The organism is Streptomyces sp. NPDC102274 (assembly GCF_044766385.1).
GTDB lineage: Bacteria > Actinomycetota > Actinomycetes > Streptomycetales > Streptomycetaceae > Streptomyces.
The window spans coordinates 323416-341779 of the sequence record NZ_JBIWLW010000002.1; the positions used below are offsets into that span (position 1 = coordinate 323416).

The following is an 18364-nucleotide window of genomic DNA, read 5'->3' on the forward strand; positions in this document are numbered from 1 at the left end:
GCTCAATGCAGACTCCTGACCTCGCGCGAAGGGCATGGTTGCGTGAACGATGCGTGAGCGGACGGGACAGTACCCGTTGGATTGAGCGGCATGTCAGCGAGACCGGCAAGTCTCTGACCAGGAAAAACCGGACCGAGCATGATCACGGATAACCACCCGTCACGATCATGCATGCCCTCGTAATGCGTAGGTCTCGGGTTCGAATCCCGAAGGCGGCTCAGTGAAACCCCAGGTCAGGTCCCTGACCCGGGGTTTTTTCTTTGAGGAAGCGCTGGCCCTGCTCGCGGCGCGGGTCGGTACGCACCGGACACGCGCCGAGCCGGTCGCCGCCCGCGAGATCGTCGCCTGTACCGGCGGCCTTCCGCTGGCGCTGGCCGTGGTCGCGGCGCGGGCCGTGGCACAGGAGTACCTGCCGCTGTCCGCGATCGCCGCCGAACTGCGCGAGGCGCACGGCACGCTGGACGCCTTCGGCGGCGCCGACGATGTGCGCGCGGTCCTTTCCTGGTCGTACCGCGCGCTCGAACCGGAGGCCGCCGCCGCGCTGCGCGTCCTCGGCGCCCACCCCGGCCCGGACATGAGCGTCGCGGCGGCGGCGAGCATGCTGGCGTTGCCGGAGCCGCACACCCGCGCGCTGGTGCGCGCGCTGGTCGCGGCAGCGCTGCTGGTCGAGCACCGGCCGGGCCGGTTCGCCGCGCACGACCTGGTCCGCGCGTTCGCCGCCGGGCTGCCGTGGCCCGGCGATCAGGAGCGCCGGGAGGCCGTGCACCGGCTGCTCGACCACTATCTGCACACCGCGTGGGAGGCGATGACGTCCGTCTTCACAGCCCGGCCGAGGATCGCGCTCCCGCCCGCGCTGCCGCGCGTGGTGGTCTCGACACCCTTGCCGGACGCCGCCATGTGGTTCGCCGACGAGCACCCGGCACTGCTGGCCGCGCACGACGTCGCCCACCGGGAGGGGTTCGACGGGCACTCGTGGCGGCTGGCCTGGGCGTTGCGCGACTTCTTCAGCCGGCACGGCCTCTGGCACCACCTGCAGACGTCGCAGCAGCTCGGGTTGGCGGCGGCGCGACGTCTGGGGGACCCGCTCGCGGAGGCGCACTCCCGGCGTGGGCTGGCGCTCATGGAGTCGAACCTGGGGCGATACTCCGCGGCCCGTGAGCAGCTCCGGCGGGCGGCCGAGGCTTTCGAGGCGGCGGGGGCGCGGGAGTTCCTGGCGGAAACGTACCGCTTCGAAATCTGGGTCCTGGACTGCGCGGGTGAGCACGAGCCGCAACTCGATCTGGCGGAACGCTTGCTGGACATGTATCCGCCCGGCACCGATGCGAGTCACCGGGCCTCGACGCTCAACTCGGTGAGCTGGTCCGAGGTCCGGCTCGGCCGGTTCGGCCCCGCGCTCGCGCACGCGGAGGCGGCGCTCGCGCTCGGCGACGGCCTCGGGCCGTACTCGCTGGCCGACACCTGGCACACACTCGGCAGCGCGCAGGCCGGGCTCGGCGACCACGAGGCGGCGGAGCGGAGCTTCACCCACTCGGCGGAGATCTACCTCCGGCTCGGCGCGCACGCTTCCGCCGCGGTCGCACTGCGCGCGCTGGGCGACATGCACGGCGACGCGGGGCGGCACGACCGGGCCGACGCGGCCTACCGGCGGGCGCTGGCGGTGGCGGTGGCGGGAGAGACCGACGACCCGAGAGCGGCGGCGATCAGCAGGGGACTGGCCGTCTACCGGACATGAACGGTACGGGAACCGGCCGCTCCGAGAATGGTGCGCAACCGTTCTCTTACCGGAAGGACCGACCGCCCATGTCCGTACCCACCCCGCCGCCCGCCATCGTGATGACCCAGCTGCTCGGCGGCTTCCAGGTCTCGCAGGCGCTCTACGTCGTCGCGAAGCTGGACGTCTGCACGATGCTGGACGACGGTCCCCTTACCGTCGCCGACCTCGCGGAGCGCAGCGGAGTGTCCGCGGACCCGCTCGGTCGGTTGATCCGCACGCTGACCATGATCGGCGTGTTCCGCAGCGAGGGCGATCGGGTGGCCACCACGCCGCTGGGCGCACTGCTGTCCCGCAACCATCCGGCGTCGCTGGAGGGCGCCGCCGCGCTGTGGATGGAGACGCACTACGGCCCGTTCGGCGGCCTGCTGGAGACGGTCCGGACCGGCGTGCCGGGCGCGACGCGGTACTTCGGCAAGCCGATGTTCGAGTGGCTGTCCGAGGACCCGGCGCGGTCGGCGCTCATGAGCCGCGCGATGGCGAATGTGACCGGTGCGCTGCGGGAGGGTGTATTCGACGGGTACGAGCTTCCCGCCGGCCAGATGGTGGCGGACATCGGCGGCGCGGACGGTTCGGTGCTGGCGCAACTGATCGCGGACCGGCCGGAGCGTACGGGCGTCATCCTCGATCTCCCGGCGGTCGAGCCGGCGGCCACCTCGCACCTCGCGGAGCGGGGCCTGGACGACCGGATCACGTTCACGGCCGGTGATTTCTTCGAGTCGGTGCCCGCGGCCGACGTCTACGTACTCAGCTTCATCCTGCACGACTGGGACGACGAGACCTCCGTACGCATCCTGGAGTCGATCCGGAAGGCCGCGAACCCGGGCACCCGCCTGCTGGTACTGGAGGGCGTGATCCCGCCCGGCGACACGCCCCACATGATGAAGATGGTGGATCTGACCATGCTCGGCATGCTGCCGGGCCGGGAGCGGACCGAGCCGGAGTATCGCACGCTGCTGGAACGGGCCGGGTTCACCCTCGACCGCGTCGTGCCCACCCCGACCGTCTTCTCGATCATCGAAGCGTCCGTTTAACCGGAGTTGACTTCGGACCGTGCCCGGCGGACCGGACCCCACAACCGGGCACCACGTGGCACGAACGCTCACGGTCTCGTCATACGTAGGTCTCGGGTTCGAATCCCGAAGGCGGCTCCACGGTAAACCCCAGGTCAAACCTCTGACCTGGGGTTTCCTTTTGGGTTGACCTTGGAATTCGGACAACGATCGCCGGCCCCCCGTTCGTGGCGTGGACCTGGTTCAGGTGCCGCGGGTGTCGTACGTCGTGCGGTTGGCGAGTACGTCGTCCATGTGCGTCTCGGCCCAGGTCTTGAGGCCCCGCATCATCCGGTGCAGTGAGAGACCGAGGTCGGTCAGCTCGTAGGAGACCGTGACGGGCACGGTCGGCACCACTGTGCGGGTGACGAGACCGTCACGTTCCAAGGAGCGCAGCGTCTGAGTCAGCATCTTCTGGCTGACGCCGGCCAGCAGGCGGGACAGTTCTGAAAAGCGCATCGACCGGGGCTCACCGGCGCAGTCGGCGCCGAACTGATGCGAGCCGTCGCTGCCCAGCGCGGCCAGGACCAGCGTGACCCATTTGTCGGAGATCCGGTCGAGCAGCTTGCGGCTTGGGCATGCCGCCAGGAAAGCGTCATATTCCGCCTTGACCTGTGCCTTCTTCTGGGCCGCCGTCGTGGTTGCCATCGACCGCTCCTTCAACCGTGAGTGACTTACGCACTTCGAGGTGCCTACTTCCTGCTGGGAAGTTACCTACCCATACTGATGCAAGGAGCCGTTGGGCACCACCACCCGGCTCAACACGAAAGGCAGAGGTATGAGCACGCTCTCCGCTTCGCTTCACGGCGGCACCTGGACCCTGGGCGACCTGACCGTCACTCGGTTCGGCTACGGTGCTATGCAGCTCGCCGGCCCCGGGGTCATGGGCCCGCCCGCCGATCACGACAGCGCACTCGCCGTCCTCCGCGAGGCCGTCGACCTCGGAATCACCCATATCGACACCAGCGACGCCTACGGGCCGCACGTCACCAACCAGTTGATCCGTGAGGCGCTGCACCCGTACCCCGAATCGCTGCGCATCGTGACCAAGGTCGGCGCGACCCGGGACCAGCAGGGCGGCTGGCCCCCGGCCCGGGAGCCGGAAGACGTGCGCCGCTCCGTCCACGAGAACCTCGACACCCTCGGCCTCGATGTGCTCGACCTGGTCAACCTGCGGCTCGGCGACGCCCAGGGCCCCCAACCCGGCTCGCTCGCCGAGCCGTTCGAGACGCTCGTCGAACTCCAGCAGCAGGGGCTGATCCGGCACCTCGGCGTGAGCAACGCGACGGCGGAACAGGTCGCCGAGGCACAGGCGATCGCGCCGATCGTGTGCGTGCAGAACATGTACAACCTCGCGTACCGCCAAGACGACAAGCTGATCGACATTCTCGCCGAGGAGGGCGTCGCCTACGTGCCCTTCTTCCCGCTCGGCGGCTTCAGCCCACTACAGTCCGCGGCGCTCTCGACCGTAGCCGCCCGGCGGGATGCGACGCCGATGTCCGTCGCCCTGGCCTGGCTGCTGCGGCGGTCGCCGAATATCCTGCTCATTCCTGGCACCTCGTCAGCGCAGCACCTGCGCGAGAACGTCGCCGGCGCTGGGCTCTCGCTCTCCGACGAGGAGCTCGCCGAGCTGGACAGGACCTAGGGCGGCACCCGGCGGGGGCCACGCGTCGGGGGACCGACGGCCGTACCGCTGGTCCCCAACGCCCTTCCCGGCCTGTATGAGCCTGTGCCGACCGAGGACCGCGAAGATCACAACGGGGTGTACCCAGCACCACCCCCGCAGCCGGTCCGTACGCCCCGTGTGCCGAGCCGTCAGGATCCGTAGCGTCATGGACATGGCGCAGGGTGCGCCCAGGAGAAGGGACGGCGTACATGTTCCACCGGAAGAGCGGCAGCGGAACCACCGGGAGCGGCGAGGGGCCGCGACAGGCCGAGGTCGACGACATCCACGGCCGACCGGGCGGGCTCGCTCTCTTCTTCGCCGTCACCTTCGCGACGACCTGGGCGTTCTGGCTGACCGCGATCGCACTCGGCGGATCACCCACGAGTTCCCCCACCGCCGTGCCCTTTCTGCTCGGTGGCTTCGGCCCGGTGTTCGGCGCGATCGCGGTCCGGGTGCGCCGCACCCGCCGCGGGGAACCCGTGCCCGCGCGTACGGTGCGGTTCCGGCAGGGCGCACGGCTGTTCTGGGCACTGCCCCTGCTGGTCCTGGCATCGGCGAGCGTGGCGGGCGGCGCGCTGCTCGCGGACCTCCTGGGCGGTGCGGGGGTGAGCCTGACCGAGGGCAGGGAACTGATCTCGACCGCCGGCGGAATCGTCCCGTTCTTCATCAGCATGCTGATCGCCGGTCCACTGGCCGAGGAGCCCGGCTGGCGCGGCACGGCGTATCCGCGCCTGCGTGCCTCCATGGGCCGTCTCCGAACCGGCCTGGTGCTGGGTGCTGTCTGGGCGGTATGGCATCTGCCACTGTTCTTCATCGAAGGAACCGTCCAGGCCGAATTCGGTCTGCTCAGCCTGAGCGGCCTGATGTTCTCGCTCAGCGTCATACCGGTGGCCCTGCTGACCGGTTACGCCTACGAACAAGCCGGGGTCGCGGCATCCATCGCGGTCCACCTCGGTTTCAACGCGACGATGGCGGTGCTGACCGTCGAATCACCTCTTACACAGGCATTCATCCTGGCCGTACAGATCGTTCTCGCGATCACGCTCCTCGCCACACAGCGCGACCGCCGTACGGAACCGCCGGTCCGGGCAGATTCCACCGTCGAGCGACACGTGCGAGACGACAGGCCGGTGAACTCCCCCGCCTGAGGTGGCGAGCCGTACCCGGGACCTACGGCGTCCGCTGCTGCCCGGGAAGGGCGTGCGGATCGATGGAGGCGTGCGTCCCGTCCGGCAGCTGCACGATCGTACGAGGGACGGGGAGAGGTTCCACGGCCTCCGGTACGAAGCGCTGCAAGCCGGAATGGTCTACCTCCTTGCCGGCCATGGACCGTCTGGTTATCCGGACGGTCAGTGGTGCTACCCGGGTAGATTTCGTGCTGGTCAGGGGCGCGTCCGGGGGTGAATCCGGATCATGGTTGCTCCCATTCCGGCAGGGGCAACGAAATTGACGGTTCGTCAGTTTGTATAGCCATACCCAGGCCAGTACTGTTCCCGATCGAGAAGCCCGGGTTATGGATTCAGGAGTTGCTGAGTGATACGTGCGAGGGTAGTTCTGGGCGGATTTGCGCTGTCCGTTGTTCTGCTTGCGGGGAGCACTGCGGTAGCGAACGCCGTCTGCATGCCCTACCAGGCGGCGGCAGGCGCTTCGGCGTCGCGCTGAGCTCGGAAGGTACCCCTGACCGCCGCTGCTCCAGCGGCGGTTCAGGTTTGCCCGGACCCCGTCAAGCGTCCGGGCCGGAACCGGTCGGGCTCCAAGACGGAGAACCGACGCACCCCTGCGGAACCACACTGAGACCGCCACCACGGCCCGCACCCACGTCTTCATCGGATACGCCCCGCAGGGGCGTCGCTCAGGGCGAACGCGCACCTGGTTCTCGGTATCGGGGACGCGGGCGCGGGGCGGTCAGTCGGTAGTCGCCCCGGATGCGCCGAGGGGGGAGTGGTGCTGATCCATGAGCCCCTCGACGATTCTCATCACTCGATCCCCCGCCCGATCGATGCTTCCGTTCTGCGTGCTGACCTGCGCGCCTTCGAGTACGAAGGTGATCTCGGCCGCGGCCTGCTCGGGGTCGGGCAGCCCGGCCTCGGTGCACATGCCGACCAGTCTGCGGGTCTGGTGGGCCTTGTGCTTCTCGATCACTTGCCGTGCGGGATGTGAGCGGTCGGGCAGCTCGGCGATGGAGTTGATGAAAGGGCAGCCCCGGTGCGAGATCGCCGGCAACCCCTCGACGATGAAGCGGGCTATGCCCAGGATCTGTTCCCTGGGACGGCCGGGGTATTCGGCCTCGACCCGGTCGAAGGCCGCCTGGTAGTCGGCGGCGACGATCCGCAGCCACTCCGCGACCAGCGCGTCCTTGGTTTCGAAGTGCCGGTAGATCGCCACCTTGGTGGTCTCGGCCCTCTCGGCGATCGCCTGGACGCCCACCCGACGGATCCCCTCGCTTTGGAAGAGCTCTTCCGCCGCGTCGAGGATGCGCTCACGAGGCGGCAGTTTCGCCACCCTGCTCGGCCTTCTGGCGGTAGCTGCCATGACTCACTCCGTCCGGTCGGTTGTGGAGCCCCTCACCCCGCTCTTACGGTACCAGTCAGTTCCCTACGATACCGTTGGGTATCGCTTGGTGCCGAGCGGTATCGTTCTTTCCTCTGGGAGTGACAGTGAGAGTTACCGAGTATGTGAACTTCGACGCGGTCGGGCTCGCGGAGCTGGTGGCCAAGGGCGAGGTGACCCCCGCCGAGCTGGAAGCAGCCGCCCGCGAGGCCGCGCAGGCGGTCAATCCGCGGATCAACGCCATCGTGGAGACCTGGCCGACCGACGACGAGCCCGACCCCGGCAGCACACCGCTGGCCGGGGTCCCCTTCCTGATCAAGGACATCGGAGTCTCCATGGCCGGGAGGCGAATGGAGCTGGGCAGCCGTCTCGCGGTCGGCAACGTCGCCGGCGCCGACTCCTCCCTGATGCGGCGCTTCCGTCGCGCGGGCCTCGTGACGTTCGGGCGTACCGCGACACCGGAGATGGCCTACAGCGTCACGACGGAACCAGTGCTGTACGGCGCGACCCGCAACCCGTGGAGCCTGGAGCGGAGCGCGGGCGGATCCAGCGGGGGCGCGGGCGCGGCTGTCGCTGCCGGGGTGGTCCCGATCGCACACGGCACCGACGCCGCCGGCTCGCTCCGCGTCCCCGCCGCCTACAACGGCCTCTTCGGGTTGAAGCCCACCCGTGGCCGGGTCTCCATGGGCCCCGACTTCGACGAGCTCTTCAACGGCCTGGCCGTGCACGGCAGCGTCAGCCGCACAGTGCGCGACAGTGCGGCACTGCTCGATCAGATCCGCGGCCCGGAACCGGGCGACCCCTACTTCGCCCAGCAGCCGTCCCGGCCGTACGCGGAGGAAGTCACCCGCCACCCCGGCTCGCTGCGGATCGGCGTCCTCACCCAGGCATGGGGCGGACGCCGCACCACCACACCAGTGGCCGACGCTCTCTCCCGCACCGTGCGTCTGCTCGAATCCCTCGGCCATCGGGTGGTGGAGGTCGAGGTCGACCTCGGGGTCGACTGGGAGGAGTACGTCCTGGCCAACGCCCGTCTGTGGACGGCGAATATCGCGGCCTCGGTCGACCAGCTGGCCGCCGCCTTCGACCGGCCCGTCGACTCCTCGACCCTTGAGCCGGTGACCCTTGCCGGCTACCGCTACGGGCAGCGGGTCAGTGGCGCCCGGTTCGTCACCGCTCTCGCGATCCGGAACCGGGTCGCTCGAAGCCTGGCACGGTACTTCGACGCTCACGACATGCTGCTCACCCCGACCTTGCCGGAGCTTCCCGTGCCCCTGGGTACCTATGCGGAGGGCGCGGAGGCGCTGGACGGTCTTGGCTGGATTGACCGCGTCTTCGACCGCTCGCCGTTCACCGTGGCGTTCAATGTGGCGGGCACGCCCGCCATGTCCGTGCCTGTGACGGCCGACGCCGAGACGGGCCTCCCGATCGGTATGCAGTTCGCCGCCGGTTACGGGCTCGAAGGCAGCCTCTTCCGCCTCGCCGGACAACTCGAACAGGCAAGCCCGTGGTCGGGCCGGACCCCCACGGTGTGGGCAGGGAACCGCACGGACCACTGAGGCCCGGCGTCCGCCCGCGACAGCGTCAGCTCACCGCGTCGATCGCCGCCTTGATGACCTCCGTGACGGCCGCCGGGTGGGAGATCAGCGTCAGGTGCGAGCCGCCCTGGAACGTGGTGATCTTCGAGCCTGCCCGGCGGGCCATCATCCGTTCGGACTCGGCGGTGATGATCTGGTCGCCGGTGCTGATGAAGTACCACGACGGGATCGTCTTCCACGCCGCGTACTTCGACGGAGTGTCGAACGCGGCCATCGACGCGGCGCGTTGGGTGGCCCAGAGGTTGGCGGACTGCCGGGCCGGCAGGTCCTGGGCGAACTTCTCGACGAAGATCTCCTGCTTCAAGTACAGGTTCGTCGTTCCCTCCGGGGCGTTCGGGTACGGGACGTTGTCGAACAGGGTCTCGGGCGGGGCGTTGAGCGCCGACGTCGAGCCGCTCAGCGCCCCCGTGGTCTCACCCACGGCCGGAGCGGCGGCGTCCACGTAGACGAGCGCCTTGACGTTGTCGGTCTGTGCGGCGGCGTTCGTGATGACCGAGCCGCCGTACGAGTGGCCGACCAGCACGACGGGGCCACGGATGCTCTTGAGGAAGTAGGCCACTGTCTCCGCGTCGGTGGTGAGGCCCTCCAACGGGTTGGCGATCGCCCGCGCGGAGTACCCCTGGTCGCGGAGCGCCTTCACCTCGCCGCTCCAGCTCGACGTGTCGGCCCAGGCGCCGTGGATCAGCACGATCGTCGGCCTGGCTTCGGCGCCACGCCCGGCCGGGGTGGCAGGACGGGCACTCGCGGCGGGAGCGGCGACGAGCGCCGTCGCCGCGAGCGCCGTGGCGCTGAGGACCGCGGTGAGCGTGTACGTGCGACGCGGATGTGCCCGGCGTATCAGCGGGCCAGGAGTGGACGGCACGGCCATCTGCTCTCTCCTTCGAACGGTGACGGGCTGGCATCAGTGTCACCGCCCCGCGTCGGCGGGGCGCGCGTTAGGAGCATCCGAGTGAAAGGGAACCGCCGCACGGGTGATGTTCTCCGCCCACGTGTGAGTACTCGCCCGACGGCGATTACGGGCGCTGGGCGCCGGGTCCGTCAGGGAGAGCCCCGCCGATCTCGCACGCCCGGCACGGCGGCCGGCCGCAGGTGCACTGCGTGATCGCTTCGAGGACCTGGTGATCGTGGTACAGGCACTGGTCCTTGCAGGTGTGGCGGGGGATGAACCCCGCGGCGATCTCGCCCGGCCATGGTTCCTCACCCTCCCGGCAGCGGACGAACCGCTCAGGGTCGGTGGAGTGCAGTACGTGCATGTTCGCCCGCGCTTCTTCCTCCAGCTCCCGAGCCAACGCCACCGTGGCGGCGATCTGAGCGGCCAGGCTTGAGTACCGGTCGTCGCCGGTGCGTACGTGTGCCGCTCGGAGAGCCATCGTGGCATTGCCCAGGAATCTGCCGGCGTCCTGAAGGTCGGTGGTGTGATGCATCTGAATGCCTGTCACGCCCCTTACCCACACAGCGTCGATGCTCACCGAACCACCTTTCCGTCGATCGCCTTGGTTTGCCTCGGGTTTCCGGGGCGACCGATATCGCTGGAGGGCGGCGTTCTCGTACCCGCCGCATTCCAAAATCAACACATAATTGCGCAGGCTAAATATCGGGGGGGAATTCGTCCAGCAAAATCCGGAGTGAGTCCGCTCACAGTGGGCCCGCATGATCGTCCACGCATGGCTCGGTCGAGCGGTGAAGATCGCGCCACCGGATGTCGCGCCACCGGATCTGCGGGTGCGGCGGCACGGCCACGCGGTCGACCGCCGGTCCTTCTCCTGCCTGCCCGGTGCCCCTCCCGGTTTGACAAGGGAGCCACCGGGGCGTGTTCTGAAAGAGGACTGTCACATAGTGTCTTCGGAAATCCGGTGGCGACTTATGGCGACCTATGAATATTCGTGCGACCGCTGCGGTACCTTCGATCTGCGGCTGCCGATCGGCACGGCGGACAGTACAAGCCGGTGCCCTATCTGTGAGGGCATCGCGAAGCGCGTATTCTCCGCGCCCGCGTTCGCTGTGACCGGCAAGGCGATCGCCTCTCTCCATGACCAGGAGGAACGGTCTCGTGAGGCTCCCGCAATGGTCTCCGAGGTTCCGTCGCGCGGTAGGACGTCGCAGCATACGCATCCCGCGCTTTCAAGGTTGCCGCGCCCCTGAAGGCACACCCCGCAGAGTGCGATGAGCTGCGATGAGCAGAGTGCGATGAATTGAGCGGTGCTTGGCGGTCCGGGCACGGCGAAACGCTGCCGCAGGTGAACGTGGGAGGTGTTTTCCCTTGGCGAACGTGGGATTGCTCTTCGTCGGTGTCGTGCTCTTCATGAACGGATTGATGCTGCTCGGAAAGATCGACGCGCGGGCAGCCGCACTGATCAATCTGTTCGTGGGAGCGCTTCAGGTAGTGACACCGACGTACCTCATCTTCGCCGCCAACGGCGCCCCTGACAAGATCCTCTCGGCGTCCGGCATCTATTTCTTCGGTTTCACGTACCTGTATGTGGGCATAGGGCTGCTCGCCGGGATGGACACCAGTGGTGTCGGTTATTTCTCGCTGATTGTGGCGATCGCCGCCCTCGGGTATTCGTTCGTCAATTTCCATCTCCTCGGAGATCCCCCCTTGGCTGTTATATGGCTCTACTGGGCATTCCTGTGGTTCCTGTTCTTCCTGGTGCTGGGCCTCAAGAAGGATTACCTGACCAGATATACCGGCTGGGTCACGGCGATCGAGGGATGGATAACCGGTTTGATTCCGGGGTTTCTGCTGCTTTCCGGCTATTGGAAGCACCCCACGGAGACCGCCATCGCACTTGGAGCCTTCGGGGTGGTGGTGTTCATTCTGCTGTGGCCGCTGACTCGTAAACAGCGGCTGGCGGCTCGTCGACAGGAACCCGAAAACGAAAACACCACGACAACCGGACCGGGTTAAGCCGGCGACCAGATTCTGAATGAGGTGTTCTCATGCCTGAAGTCGTCTTCAGCGTCGACAACAGCAAGTCCATGCGTAGCCAGGCCGTGCCCGGCCACAACCGGTGGCACCCGGAAGTTCCCGCCGTGGCCATGGTGCGGCCGGGGGCCGAGTTCCGAGTCGAGTGCCGGGACTGGACCGACGCGCAGATCGGCAACAACGATTCCGCCAACGACGTACGGGACATCGACCTGAGCATCCCCCACATGCTCAGCGGGCCGATAGGAGTGGAGGGAGCCGAACCCGGCGACCTGCTCGTCGTGGACATCCTCGACATCGGCCCCGTTCCGCAGCAGACCGGGGACGCACCGGGGCAGGGCTGGGGCTACACCGGCGTCTTCGCCAAGACCAACGGCGGCGGGTTCCTGACCGACTATTTCCCGGACGCCGTCAAGGCGGTCTGGGATTTCCACGGTCAGGTGGCGACCTCCCGACACCTTCCCGGGGTCCACTTCACCGGAATCACCCACCCGGGGCTGTTCGGGACCGCGCCCTCCGCCGACATGCTCGCCAGGTGGAACGCGCGTGAGCAGGCGCTCATCGACACGGACCCGAACCGGGTCCCGCCGCTGGCTCTGCCGCCGAACCCCCAGAACGCGCTCGCCGGCACCGCCACCGGGGAGGTCGCCAAGCGCATCGCCCGCGAAGGCGCCCGTACGGTGCCGGGCCGTGAACACGGAGGCAACCAGGACATCAAAAACCTCACCCGAGGCTCACGGGTCTTCTTCCCCGTGTTCGTCAAGGACGCCAAACTCTCCGGTGGGGACCTGCACTTCAGCCAGGGCGACGGAGAAATCACCTTCTGCGGCGCCATCGAGATGGGCGGATTCATCGACTTCCATGTCGATCTGATCAAGAACGGCATGGAGAAGTACGGCGTCACCACCAACCCGATCTTCATGCCGGGCAACGTCGAGCCGAGGTATTCGGAGTTCCTCACCTTCATCGGGATCTCCGTGGACCACGACACGGACACGAACTACTACATGGACGCGACGCTCGCCTACCGGCGTGCCTGCCTCAACGCCGTCGAATACCTGAAGAGGTTCGGCTACACCGGTGAGCAGGCATACCTGCTGCTGGGCGCCGCCCCCCTGGAGGGACGCATCAGCGGGATCGTCGACATCCCCAACGCCTGCTGCTCGCTGTACCTGCCCACCGCGATCTTCGACTTCGACGTCCGTCCGAACGCCGAAGGTCCGAAGGCCGTCGACCGCGGTCAGTGCGCTGTCTCCAGCTGACCTGGTCCCCGAACGCGACGCGTCGCGTATCCCCTCGTCCCTGGGCGGCACACCTGTCCGGGGACGAGGGTTCGGTATGAGGACCCTCAGCGGGCCACCGCGCCCGGACTGCCGACGTCAGGAGTCGCGCGGGGCTACCAGGCCGGATTCATAGGCGAGAACCACGAGTTGGGCCCGGTCACGGGTATGGAGCTTGGCCATGGCCCGGTTGATATGGGTTTTCGCGGTCAGCGGGCTGATCACCAGATGGCCCGCGATCTCGTCGTTGGACAAGCCCCGCGCGACCAGAACGACGACCTCGCGTTCGCGGCTGGTCAGCTTTTCCAGCCCCGCGCCGATGTCGGTGGGAAGCGGCTGGGTGACGTACCGGTTGATCAGCTTGCGGGTGATCGAGGGCGCGAGCAGGGCGTCGCCACGCGCGGCGACGCGTACGGCGTGCAGGAAGTCGTCCGGCACTATGTCCTTGACGAGGAATCCGGCGGCGCCGGCGCGCAGCGCGTCGAAGACGTACTCGTCCAGGCCGTAGTTGGTCAGGATGACGACGTGCACCCCGGCCAGGGTCCGGTCCGCGGCGATGCGGCGGGTCACTTCGATGCCGTTGGTGACCGGCATCTGAATGTCGACGAGCATCACGTCGGGCAGGTGCTCCTTGGCGAGCTCCAGGCCCTCGCTGCCGTCGGCGGCCTCGGCCACCACCTCGATGTCGTCTTCGAGTTCGAGGAGCGCGCGGAATCCGCTGCGGATGAGGGGCTGGTCGTCGACCAGCAGGACACGGATCATGACGTGCGGTCCAGGGGGAGTTCGGCCTGGACGGTGAAGCCACCCTCGCCGCGCGGTTCCGCCCGCAGACGGCCACCGAGGGCGGTGACGCGTTCACGCATCCCGAGCAGCCCGACGCCGGGCGTCGGCGCGGTGAACGGTGTGGCCTTGCCGTCGTCGTCGACGCGTATCGCGACGGCGTCCGGACGACAGTCGATCCGGACCGATGCCGTGCCGGCGTCCGCGTGACGGGCGATGTTGGTCAGCGACTCCTGAACGATCCGGTAGACGGTCCGGCCCACCGCGATCGGCATGTCGTGCCGCTGTCCGCCGATCGTCAGCGTCGCTTCCAGACCGGCTTTGCTTGCTCGTTCCACCAGTTCCGGGACGTCGTCGAGCCCACGCGGCGGGGCCGTGTCGTCGTCGCGCAGCGCCCGCAGGGTCGCGCGCAGCTCCCGGCTCGCCTCGCGACCGGCCTCCTGGATCGCCAGCAGGGCCTCCGGCACCTGTTCGCCACGTTTGCGCGCCACATGGACGGCGACTTCGGCCTGCACCTTGATGACCGAGATCTGGTGGGTGAGCGAATCGTGCAGTTCCCGCGCGATGTGCAGACGCTCCTCGTCGGCGCGGCGCCGTGCGGTCTCCTCCCGGGTGCGCTCGGCTTCGTCCGCCCGCCGCTCGGCCTGCCGCAGAGCCTCACCCGCCGCGCCGGCCGCGATCAGCCAGGCCAGCTCCAAGGCGCCTCGGGCCTGCGCGAACGCCTCGCCCGTGTTGTGCAGGCCCGAGGCCAGGGCCGCGAGCGGCAGCATGGCCATCGTGGCCACGCTCGCCGCCACCGTGACGGTGCGATGTCCGGCCCGCACGGCCGCGTATACCGCGAACAAGTACGCGACGGCAGGCACGTCGAAACCGGCTGCCTGGTAACCCACCGCGCACAGCCCGGTGACGGCCAGGACGGCTACCGGAGTCCGGCGGCGCGCGGACAGCGCCAGCCCGCCGGCTGTCAGCAGCGCGTACCCGAGCACGTCGGGGGCCGTGGCGGGACGCTGCCCGGACAGCCCGGTGACCAGCAGCGCCGCCGCCACGCCGACGGCGATGACCCAGTCTCCGACACGGGCCCGGACACCGGACTCGCCTGCACTCATGGGCGCACCCTAGCTGGCCGGCACCGAGGGCGAGTCCCCCTCGTGGACGAGCGGCCGGCTACCGCACACGCGGTACCTTCGCGCCTCCCTGCGGCGTCCGTGGTAGCCGCATGCGGCGTCGGCGGCAGCACGAAGTGTCTGCGTCCGCCGGACGACCGGGGGCGGGTCCGGCGGACATGCTCGGGCGACACCCGGTCCCAGGAAGAGAAGGAGCACCTCGATGTCTGTTCGTCGCCTGCTTGTCGCCGCCTCGGCCGCCCTGCTCGGAGGCATCGGGCTTGCCGCACCGGCGGCCGCGCACGCCTCGGTCCAGCCGGTCGCCGTCAGTTTCTACTCCCTCGGCCTCGGGCGGCTCGGAGCCGCCACGGGCGCGCTCCTGGGGCTGGCCGGCCTGGTCGTCGCCGGGCTGGCGCTGGCTCGCCCCGCCGGTCGTCCCGGCGCCGCCAACCGATCACTCAAGGCCATGGTGGCCATCGTGGCGGGTCTGATCGGCATGGCCCTCGGTGGGCTGGTCGCGGCCACCGCCGACGGTGGTCCCGGCACCGGCAACGGGCTGGCCGGGGCATACGTGGCCATGCTGGTGGGGCTGATCGGCACCGTCCTCGGTGTGCTGGCACTGACCCGCTCCCGCCGCGCCGGCTGACCGGAGCGGATACGAGCGTTCGGGGCTGCCCGAAGACCGATCAGTGCCGCCGCGTACCAGCGCCAACTGGCAGGCCCCCGCGGGCGGCACCACCAACGAACGGCTCGACATCGGGTCGGCCGTTCGTTGGGCAGGCACCATGTGAGCGGGACTGCCGCGTGATCAGGTGTAGGCCGAGACGGGGATCGCGAAGTCGTGTCCCGCGGCGGTGTGGCCGTAGGTGTAGTCGTAGGGGCAGAGGCCGTACTTGCCCTCGTTGGCGTAGCCGTTGAAGAACAGCACGGAACACTTGAAGCAGAAGCGCCATTGGCGCTGCGTGCCGGCCGGCTCGCCGATGTCGTGCGGCAGCAGGAACTGCCGGGGGTAGCCACCGGGGTGGATGTAGCTGTGCGCACCGCCCGCCGGGCATCGTAGGGCGGTGCTGGGTGCCCAGTAGAGTCCCGCGCAGCGGTAGCAGTGCCGCCAGTTGGCCTGGGTGTTGGCGTTCTCGCCGGTGCCGCCGGAATCCAGGTTGTACGTCAGCCGGAAGGTCCAGCCCGCGGCCTGATGCGGGCCGCTGTTACGCGGACAGAGACTCTGCTCGACCGTGAAGTCGACCAGGAACAGCTCGAAGCAGTTCACGCAGAACCGCCAGCCGTCCAGTGTGTACCGGGGTTCCGCAGCCGCTTCGGCGGGCGACAACGCGGCTTCGGCTGCCGTTGCCGAGAGGCCGAGCGCGACCGCGCCGGCCAGTACGGAACGGCGCGGTAATCGTCTGGTGCCGGGTGTTTCTTGCATGGATCTCCCTTTGGCGTATTAATTCATGCATGCCGGATGGTGGTGGAGCGGTCGAGGGTCTGGCACGAATTCCGTGAACCGGCCACGCGAGGAGAACTCGTTTCCGGGGAAGTCAGCTTTCGGGCTGACGTAGATCTCCGTACGCGTCAGCGACTTGATGGGATCGCGTTCCGGGTTGGAAGATAACTTTGCGTGACGTGCTGGGGTATCGCCCAGACAGGTGGTTTCTCCGTGGCAACACCGGGGGAGCGCGGCAGTGCGACTCAGCCGCCTGCCTCGTCGTACCGACGCAGGATCAGTTCCGCCACTGCCGCGTGCGTCCCCAGCGGTGCCGAAGTGAGGCCCGCGCCCGAGCGGGAGGCCCGGCGGGAGAAGAAGCCGGGGGCGAGGAGATAGGCGGCCGTGGCGATGGAGTCGTGACCCTCGGCGCGCAGATGGGCGACGGCCTGGGCCGGGGTGGGGGAGTTCGCGCAGAGGTAGGAGGGGAGGACGGGCGCGCTCAGCCGGTCCTGGAGCATCGTGGCCATACGGGCGGTGTCCGCGTTGGCCACCGGATCCGTGGAGCCCGCGGCGGCGAGGACGACCGCGCTCCCGGACCATCCCGCCTCGGTGAGCCGCGCCGACAGCGCGGTGGCCAGCAGTGGGTCCGGGCCCAGCGCGTGGGCGACGGAAGCACGTAGGTGCGGGGCGGCGGCCAGCGCCGTCGGGATGTCGGTGTGGACGTGGTAGCCCGCGCCCAGAAGCAGCGGGACGAGCACGGCCTCGCCCCGCAGCGCGGCCAGGGTCTCGTCCAGCGAGGGCCGCACGAGATCCAGGTAGCCGACCTCGACCCGCAACCCGGGCCGTAGCGAACGGACCAGGTCCAGCAGGGCCTCGGTGGTGGCGACGCCGACCGGGTCGCGGGTGCCGTGGGCGACGGCGACGAGAGTCGGGTCCGTCACCCGCCGACCTCCAGCCGGTACCCGCGCTTCGGGACCGTCCGCACCAGACCCGCGTGCGGTCCCAGCGCACCGCGCAGTCGCGCGACCGCGGCCTCGACCGCGTGCTCGTCCGTGGTCGTGCCCGCCCAGACCCGGCGCAGCAGGTCGGCGCGGCTGACCACCCAGCCGGGGTGTTCGGCCAGGGCCCGCAGCACCGCCGCCGAGACCGGCGGCAGCCAGTAGCTCTCCTCACCGATGACGAGCGCGCTGCCCTGCAGCACCAGGGTGCGCCCGCCGGCTTCCAGCTCGCGGCGGTGGCGCACCGGGACCGTCTCGGTGATGGTGCGCACCAGCGCCCCGAGCCGTCCGCGTTCGGGGCAGACCACGGGTACGCCGACGTTCTCCAGCGGCCGGGCGCAGACCGGGCCGACGCACACCGGCAGCACGTCCTCGCGCAGCGCGGTCAGGATCTCGCGGTGCAGTCCCAGGGTGTCCGCCGCCGCCAGGAAGGCGGTGATCGCCGGGGCGCTGGTGAAGGCGATGGCCTGTACCTCCCGGCGTATCGTCTGCTGGATCAGCCGGCGTACCGGCTCCGGGTCCTGGGGCGGGGCCCAGCGGTAGACCGGGACCTCGATCACTTCGGCGCCGCGTTCACGCAGCGCGGCGGTGAAGCCGTCCAGTGGGGCGCCGTGTTCCTGCACCGCGATCCGGCGGCCGTTCAGATTCCGGGCGAGCAGCCAGGTCAGCAGCTCGTCGTTGGCCTCGGAGCGCGGTGAGAAGGTCTCGTCCAGTCCGGTGGCACGGACCGCGCCGGTCGCCTTCGGGCCGCGGCTGAGCACCACCGCGTCCCGGCAGGTCTGGGCGAGCCGGCCGCCCTGTCCCCAGCCCTCGGCGGCGCTCATCCAGCCGCGCCAGCCGACTCCGGTGGTGGCGACCACGTAGTCCAGCGGGGCGGTCAGGCACAGCTCGGTGGCGCGGCGCAGCGCCGCGTCGTCCTCCAGCGGGAGGATCCGCATGGTGGGCGCCTCCACCACGCGCGCGCCGCGCCGGCGCAGCAGGGCGGTGAACTCGTCGCGACGACGCGCGGCGGTCACTCCGATCGTGCAGCCGACCAGCGGGCCGACCGGCTCGGTGGCCGGAGGGCCGCCGGTGGACCTGCTGGCAGTTCCCATGCTGTGCAGGCTCGGTGCGCGGGGTTTCGGTCGCATTGCGCGGGCGTCACGCGGGGGTTAGCGAAGCGCGGTGTGCTGTTACGGAAGATGTCATTACCCCCACCTTGTCCCGGGGGCCGCGTG

General features: G+C 69.3%; 19 protein-coding genes. 9 read left to right on the forward strand and 10 right to left on the reverse strand.

Annotated features, from left to right (window positions below; genetic code table 11):
* Positions 1–220: 220 nt before the first annotated feature.
* Positions 221–1732, forward strand: a complete 1512-nt coding sequence (locus ACIRQP_RS03880; protein ID WP_403882913.1) for a tetratricopeptide repeat protein — start codon at positions 221–223, stop codon at positions 1730–1732.
* Positions 1733–1800: 68 nt separating this feature from the next.
* Positions 1801–2805 (forward strand): methyltransferase, encoded by a 1005-nt coding sequence (locus tag ACIRQP_RS03885; RefSeq protein WP_403882916.1) that lies wholly within the window; start codon positions 1801–1803, stop codon positions 2803–2805.
* Positions 2806–3027: 222 nt separating this feature from the next.
* On the opposite strand, the gene ACIRQP_RS03890 is transcribed toward ACIRQP_RS03885, so the two are convergent.
* Complete coding sequence (locus ACIRQP_RS03890) at positions 3028–3471, reverse strand: winged helix-turn-helix transcriptional regulator (protein ID WP_403882919.1); 444 nt, start codon at positions 3469–3471, stop codon at positions 3028–3030.
* 130 nt (positions 3472–3601) lie between these two features.
* Here ACIRQP_RS03890 and ACIRQP_RS03895 point away from each other — a divergent pair, with 130 nt between their 5' ends.
* Both ACIRQP_RS03895 and ACIRQP_RS03900 read left to right on the forward strand, forming a co-directional pair.
* Complete coding sequence (locus tag ACIRQP_RS03895; RefSeq protein ID WP_403883289.1) at positions 3602–4468, forward strand: aldo/keto reductase family oxidoreductase; 867 nt, start codon at positions 3602–3604, stop codon at positions 4466–4468.
* A 230-nt stretch (positions 4469–4698) separates the two neighbouring features.
* Complete coding sequence (locus ACIRQP_RS03900) at positions 4699–5637, forward strand: lysostaphin resistance A-like protein (protein ID WP_403882922.1); 939 nt, start codon at positions 4699–4701, stop codon at positions 5635–5637.
* Between the two features lie 22 nt (positions 5638–5659).
* Here ACIRQP_RS03900 and ACIRQP_RS03905 read toward each other — a convergent pair whose 3' ends face one another.
* Positions 5660–5785, reverse strand: a complete 126-nt coding sequence (locus ACIRQP_RS03905) for a hypothetical protein (protein ID WP_403882925.1) — start codon at positions 5783–5785, stop codon at positions 5660–5662.
* 609 nt (positions 5786–6394) lie between these two features.
* Positions 6395–7021, reverse strand: a complete 627-nt coding sequence (locus tag ACIRQP_RS03910) for a TetR/AcrR family transcriptional regulator (RefSeq protein WP_403882928.1) — start codon at positions 7019–7021, stop codon at positions 6395–6397.
* Positions 7022–7146: 125 nt separating this feature from the next.
* Between ACIRQP_RS03910 and ACIRQP_RS03915 the strand changes: the two genes are divergently transcribed.
* Positions 7147–8598 carry an amidase gene (locus ACIRQP_RS03915; protein ID WP_403882931.1) on the forward strand — a complete coding sequence of 484 codons (1452 nt, stop codon included), beginning with the start codon at positions 7147–7149 and terminating at the stop codon, positions 8596–8598.
* 25 nt (positions 8599–8623) lie between these two features.
* On the opposite strand, the gene ACIRQP_RS03920 is transcribed toward ACIRQP_RS03915, so the two are convergent.
* On the reverse strand, positions 8624–9505 hold the full coding sequence (locus ACIRQP_RS03920) for an alpha/beta hydrolase (RefSeq protein ID WP_403882934.1): 882 nt from the start codon (positions 9503–9505) through the stop codon (positions 8624–8626).
* A gap of 145 nt (positions 9506–9650) precedes the next feature.
* A complete protein-coding gene (locus ACIRQP_RS03925) occupies positions 9651–10106 on the reverse strand; it encodes a hypothetical protein (protein WP_403882937.1) in 456 nt (151 codons plus the stop codon).
* Positions 10107–10500: 394 nt separating this feature from the next.
* On the opposite strand from ACIRQP_RS03925, the gene ACIRQP_RS03930 reads away from it, so the two are divergent.
* The 3 genes from ACIRQP_RS03930 to fmdA all read left to right on the forward strand — a co-directional run bounded on the left by ACIRQP_RS03930 (position 10501) and on the right by fmdA (position 12825).
* Positions 10501–10779: a zinc ribbon domain-containing protein gene (locus ACIRQP_RS03930; protein WP_403883292.1), complete on the forward strand. Its 279-nt coding sequence runs from the start codon at positions 10501–10503 to the stop codon at positions 10777–10779.
* A gap of 118 nt (positions 10780–10897) precedes the next feature.
* Positions 10898–11545, forward strand: a complete 648-nt coding sequence (locus tag ACIRQP_RS03935; RefSeq protein WP_403882940.1) for an AmiS/UreI family transporter — start codon at positions 10898–10900, stop codon at positions 11543–11545.
* Positions 11546–11577: 32 nt separating this feature from the next.
* Positions 11578–12825 carry a formamidase gene (gene fmdA / locus ACIRQP_RS03940; RefSeq protein ID WP_403882943.1) on the forward strand — a complete coding sequence of 416 codons (1248 nt, stop codon included), beginning with the start codon at positions 11578–11580 and terminating at the stop codon, positions 12823–12825.
* 117 nt (positions 12826–12942) lie between these two features.
* Here fmdA and ACIRQP_RS03945 read toward each other — a convergent pair whose 3' ends face one another.
* Both ACIRQP_RS03945 and ACIRQP_RS03950 read right to left on the reverse strand, forming a co-directional pair.
* Positions 12943–13605, reverse strand: coding sequence for a response regulator (locus ACIRQP_RS03945; RefSeq protein WP_403882946.1), 663 nt, complete (start codon positions 13603–13605; stop codon positions 12943–12945).
* Entirely contained in the window at positions 13602–14729 is a 1128-nt protein-coding gene (locus ACIRQP_RS03950) for a sensor histidine kinase (protein WP_403882949.1), read from the reverse strand. The genes ACIRQP_RS03945 and ACIRQP_RS03950 overlap by 4 nt, the downstream gene beginning before the upstream one ends.
* Positions 14730–14949: 220 nt before the next feature.
* Here ACIRQP_RS03950 and ACIRQP_RS03955 point away from each other — a divergent pair, with 220 nt between their 5' ends.
* Positions 14950–15372: a DUF6223 family protein gene (locus tag ACIRQP_RS03955; protein ID WP_403882952.1), complete on the forward strand. Its 423-nt coding sequence runs from the start codon at positions 14950–14952 to the stop codon at positions 15370–15372.
* Positions 15373–15534: 162 nt separating this feature from the next.
* On the opposite strand, the gene ACIRQP_RS03960 is transcribed toward ACIRQP_RS03955, so the two are convergent.
* From ACIRQP_RS03960 to ACIRQP_RS03970, 3 genes are all read right to left on the reverse strand, one after another.
* Entirely contained in the window at positions 15535–16149 is a 615-nt protein-coding gene (locus tag ACIRQP_RS03960; protein ID WP_403882955.1) for a hypothetical protein, read from the reverse strand.
* 263 nt (positions 16150–16412) lie between these two features.
* Positions 16413–17090, reverse strand: a complete 678-nt coding sequence (locus ACIRQP_RS03965; protein ID WP_403882958.1) for a sirohydrochlorin chelatase — start codon at positions 17088–17090, stop codon at positions 16413–16415.
* The gene (locus ACIRQP_RS03970) at positions 17087–18241 is read right to left on the reverse strand and encodes a uroporphyrinogen-III synthase (RefSeq protein ID WP_403882960.1); all 1155 of its coding nucleotides are present in this window, start codon (positions 18239–18241) and stop codon (positions 17087–17089) included. Before ACIRQP_RS03970 ends, ACIRQP_RS03965 begins: the two co-directional genes overlap by 4 nt.
* Positions 18242–18364 lie beyond the last annotated feature (123 nt).

Coding starts and splice junctions, on each gene's coding strand:
- ACIRQP_RS03885 (WP_403882916.1), top strand. CDS start 1,801: ATGTCCGTACCCACCCCGCCGCCCGCCATCGTGATGACCCAGCTGCTC.
- ACIRQP_RS03890 (WP_403882919.1), bottom strand. CDS start 3,471: ATGGCAACCACGACGGCGGCCCAGAAGAAGGCACAGGTCAAGGCGGAA.
- ACIRQP_RS03895 (WP_403883289.1), top strand. CDS start 3,602: ATGAGCACGCTCTCCGCTTCGCTTCACGGCGGCACCTGGACCCTGGGC.
- ACIRQP_RS03900 (WP_403882922.1), top strand. CDS start 4,699: ATGTTCCACCGGAAGAGCGGCAGCGGAACCACCGGGAGCGGCGAGGGG.
- ACIRQP_RS03910 (WP_403882928.1), bottom strand. CDS start 7,021: ATGGCAGCTACCGCCAGAAGGCCGAGCAGGGTGGCGAAACTGCCGCCT.
- ACIRQP_RS03920 (WP_403882934.1), bottom strand. CDS start 9,505: ATGGCCGTGCCGTCCACTCCTGGCCCGCTGATACGCCGGGCACATCCG.
- ACIRQP_RS03930 (WP_403883292.1), top strand. CDS start 10,501: ATGGCGACCTATGAATATTCGTGCGACCGCTGCGGTACCTTCGATCTG.
- fmdA (WP_403882943.1), top strand. CDS start 11,578: ATGCCTGAAGTCGTCTTCAGCGTCGACAACAGCAAGTCCATGCGTAGC.
- ACIRQP_RS03945 (WP_403882946.1), bottom strand. CDS start 13,605: ATGATCCGTGTCCTGCTGGTCGACGACCAGCCCCTCATCCGCAGCGGA.
- ACIRQP_RS03950 (WP_403882949.1), bottom strand. CDS start 14,729: ATGAGTGCAGGCGAGTCCGGTGTCCGGGCCCGTGTCGGAGACTGGGTC.
- ACIRQP_RS03955 (WP_403882952.1), top strand. CDS start 14,950: ATGTCTGTTCGTCGCCTGCTTGTCGCCGCCTCGGCCGCCCTGCTCGGA.
- ACIRQP_RS03960 (WP_403882955.1), bottom strand. CDS start 16,149: ATGCAAGAAACACCCGGCACCAGACGATTACCGCGCCGTTCCGTACTG.
- ACIRQP_RS03970 (WP_403882960.1), bottom strand. CDS start 18,241: ATGGGAACTGCCAGCAGGTCCACCGGCGGCCCTCCGGCCACCGAGCCG.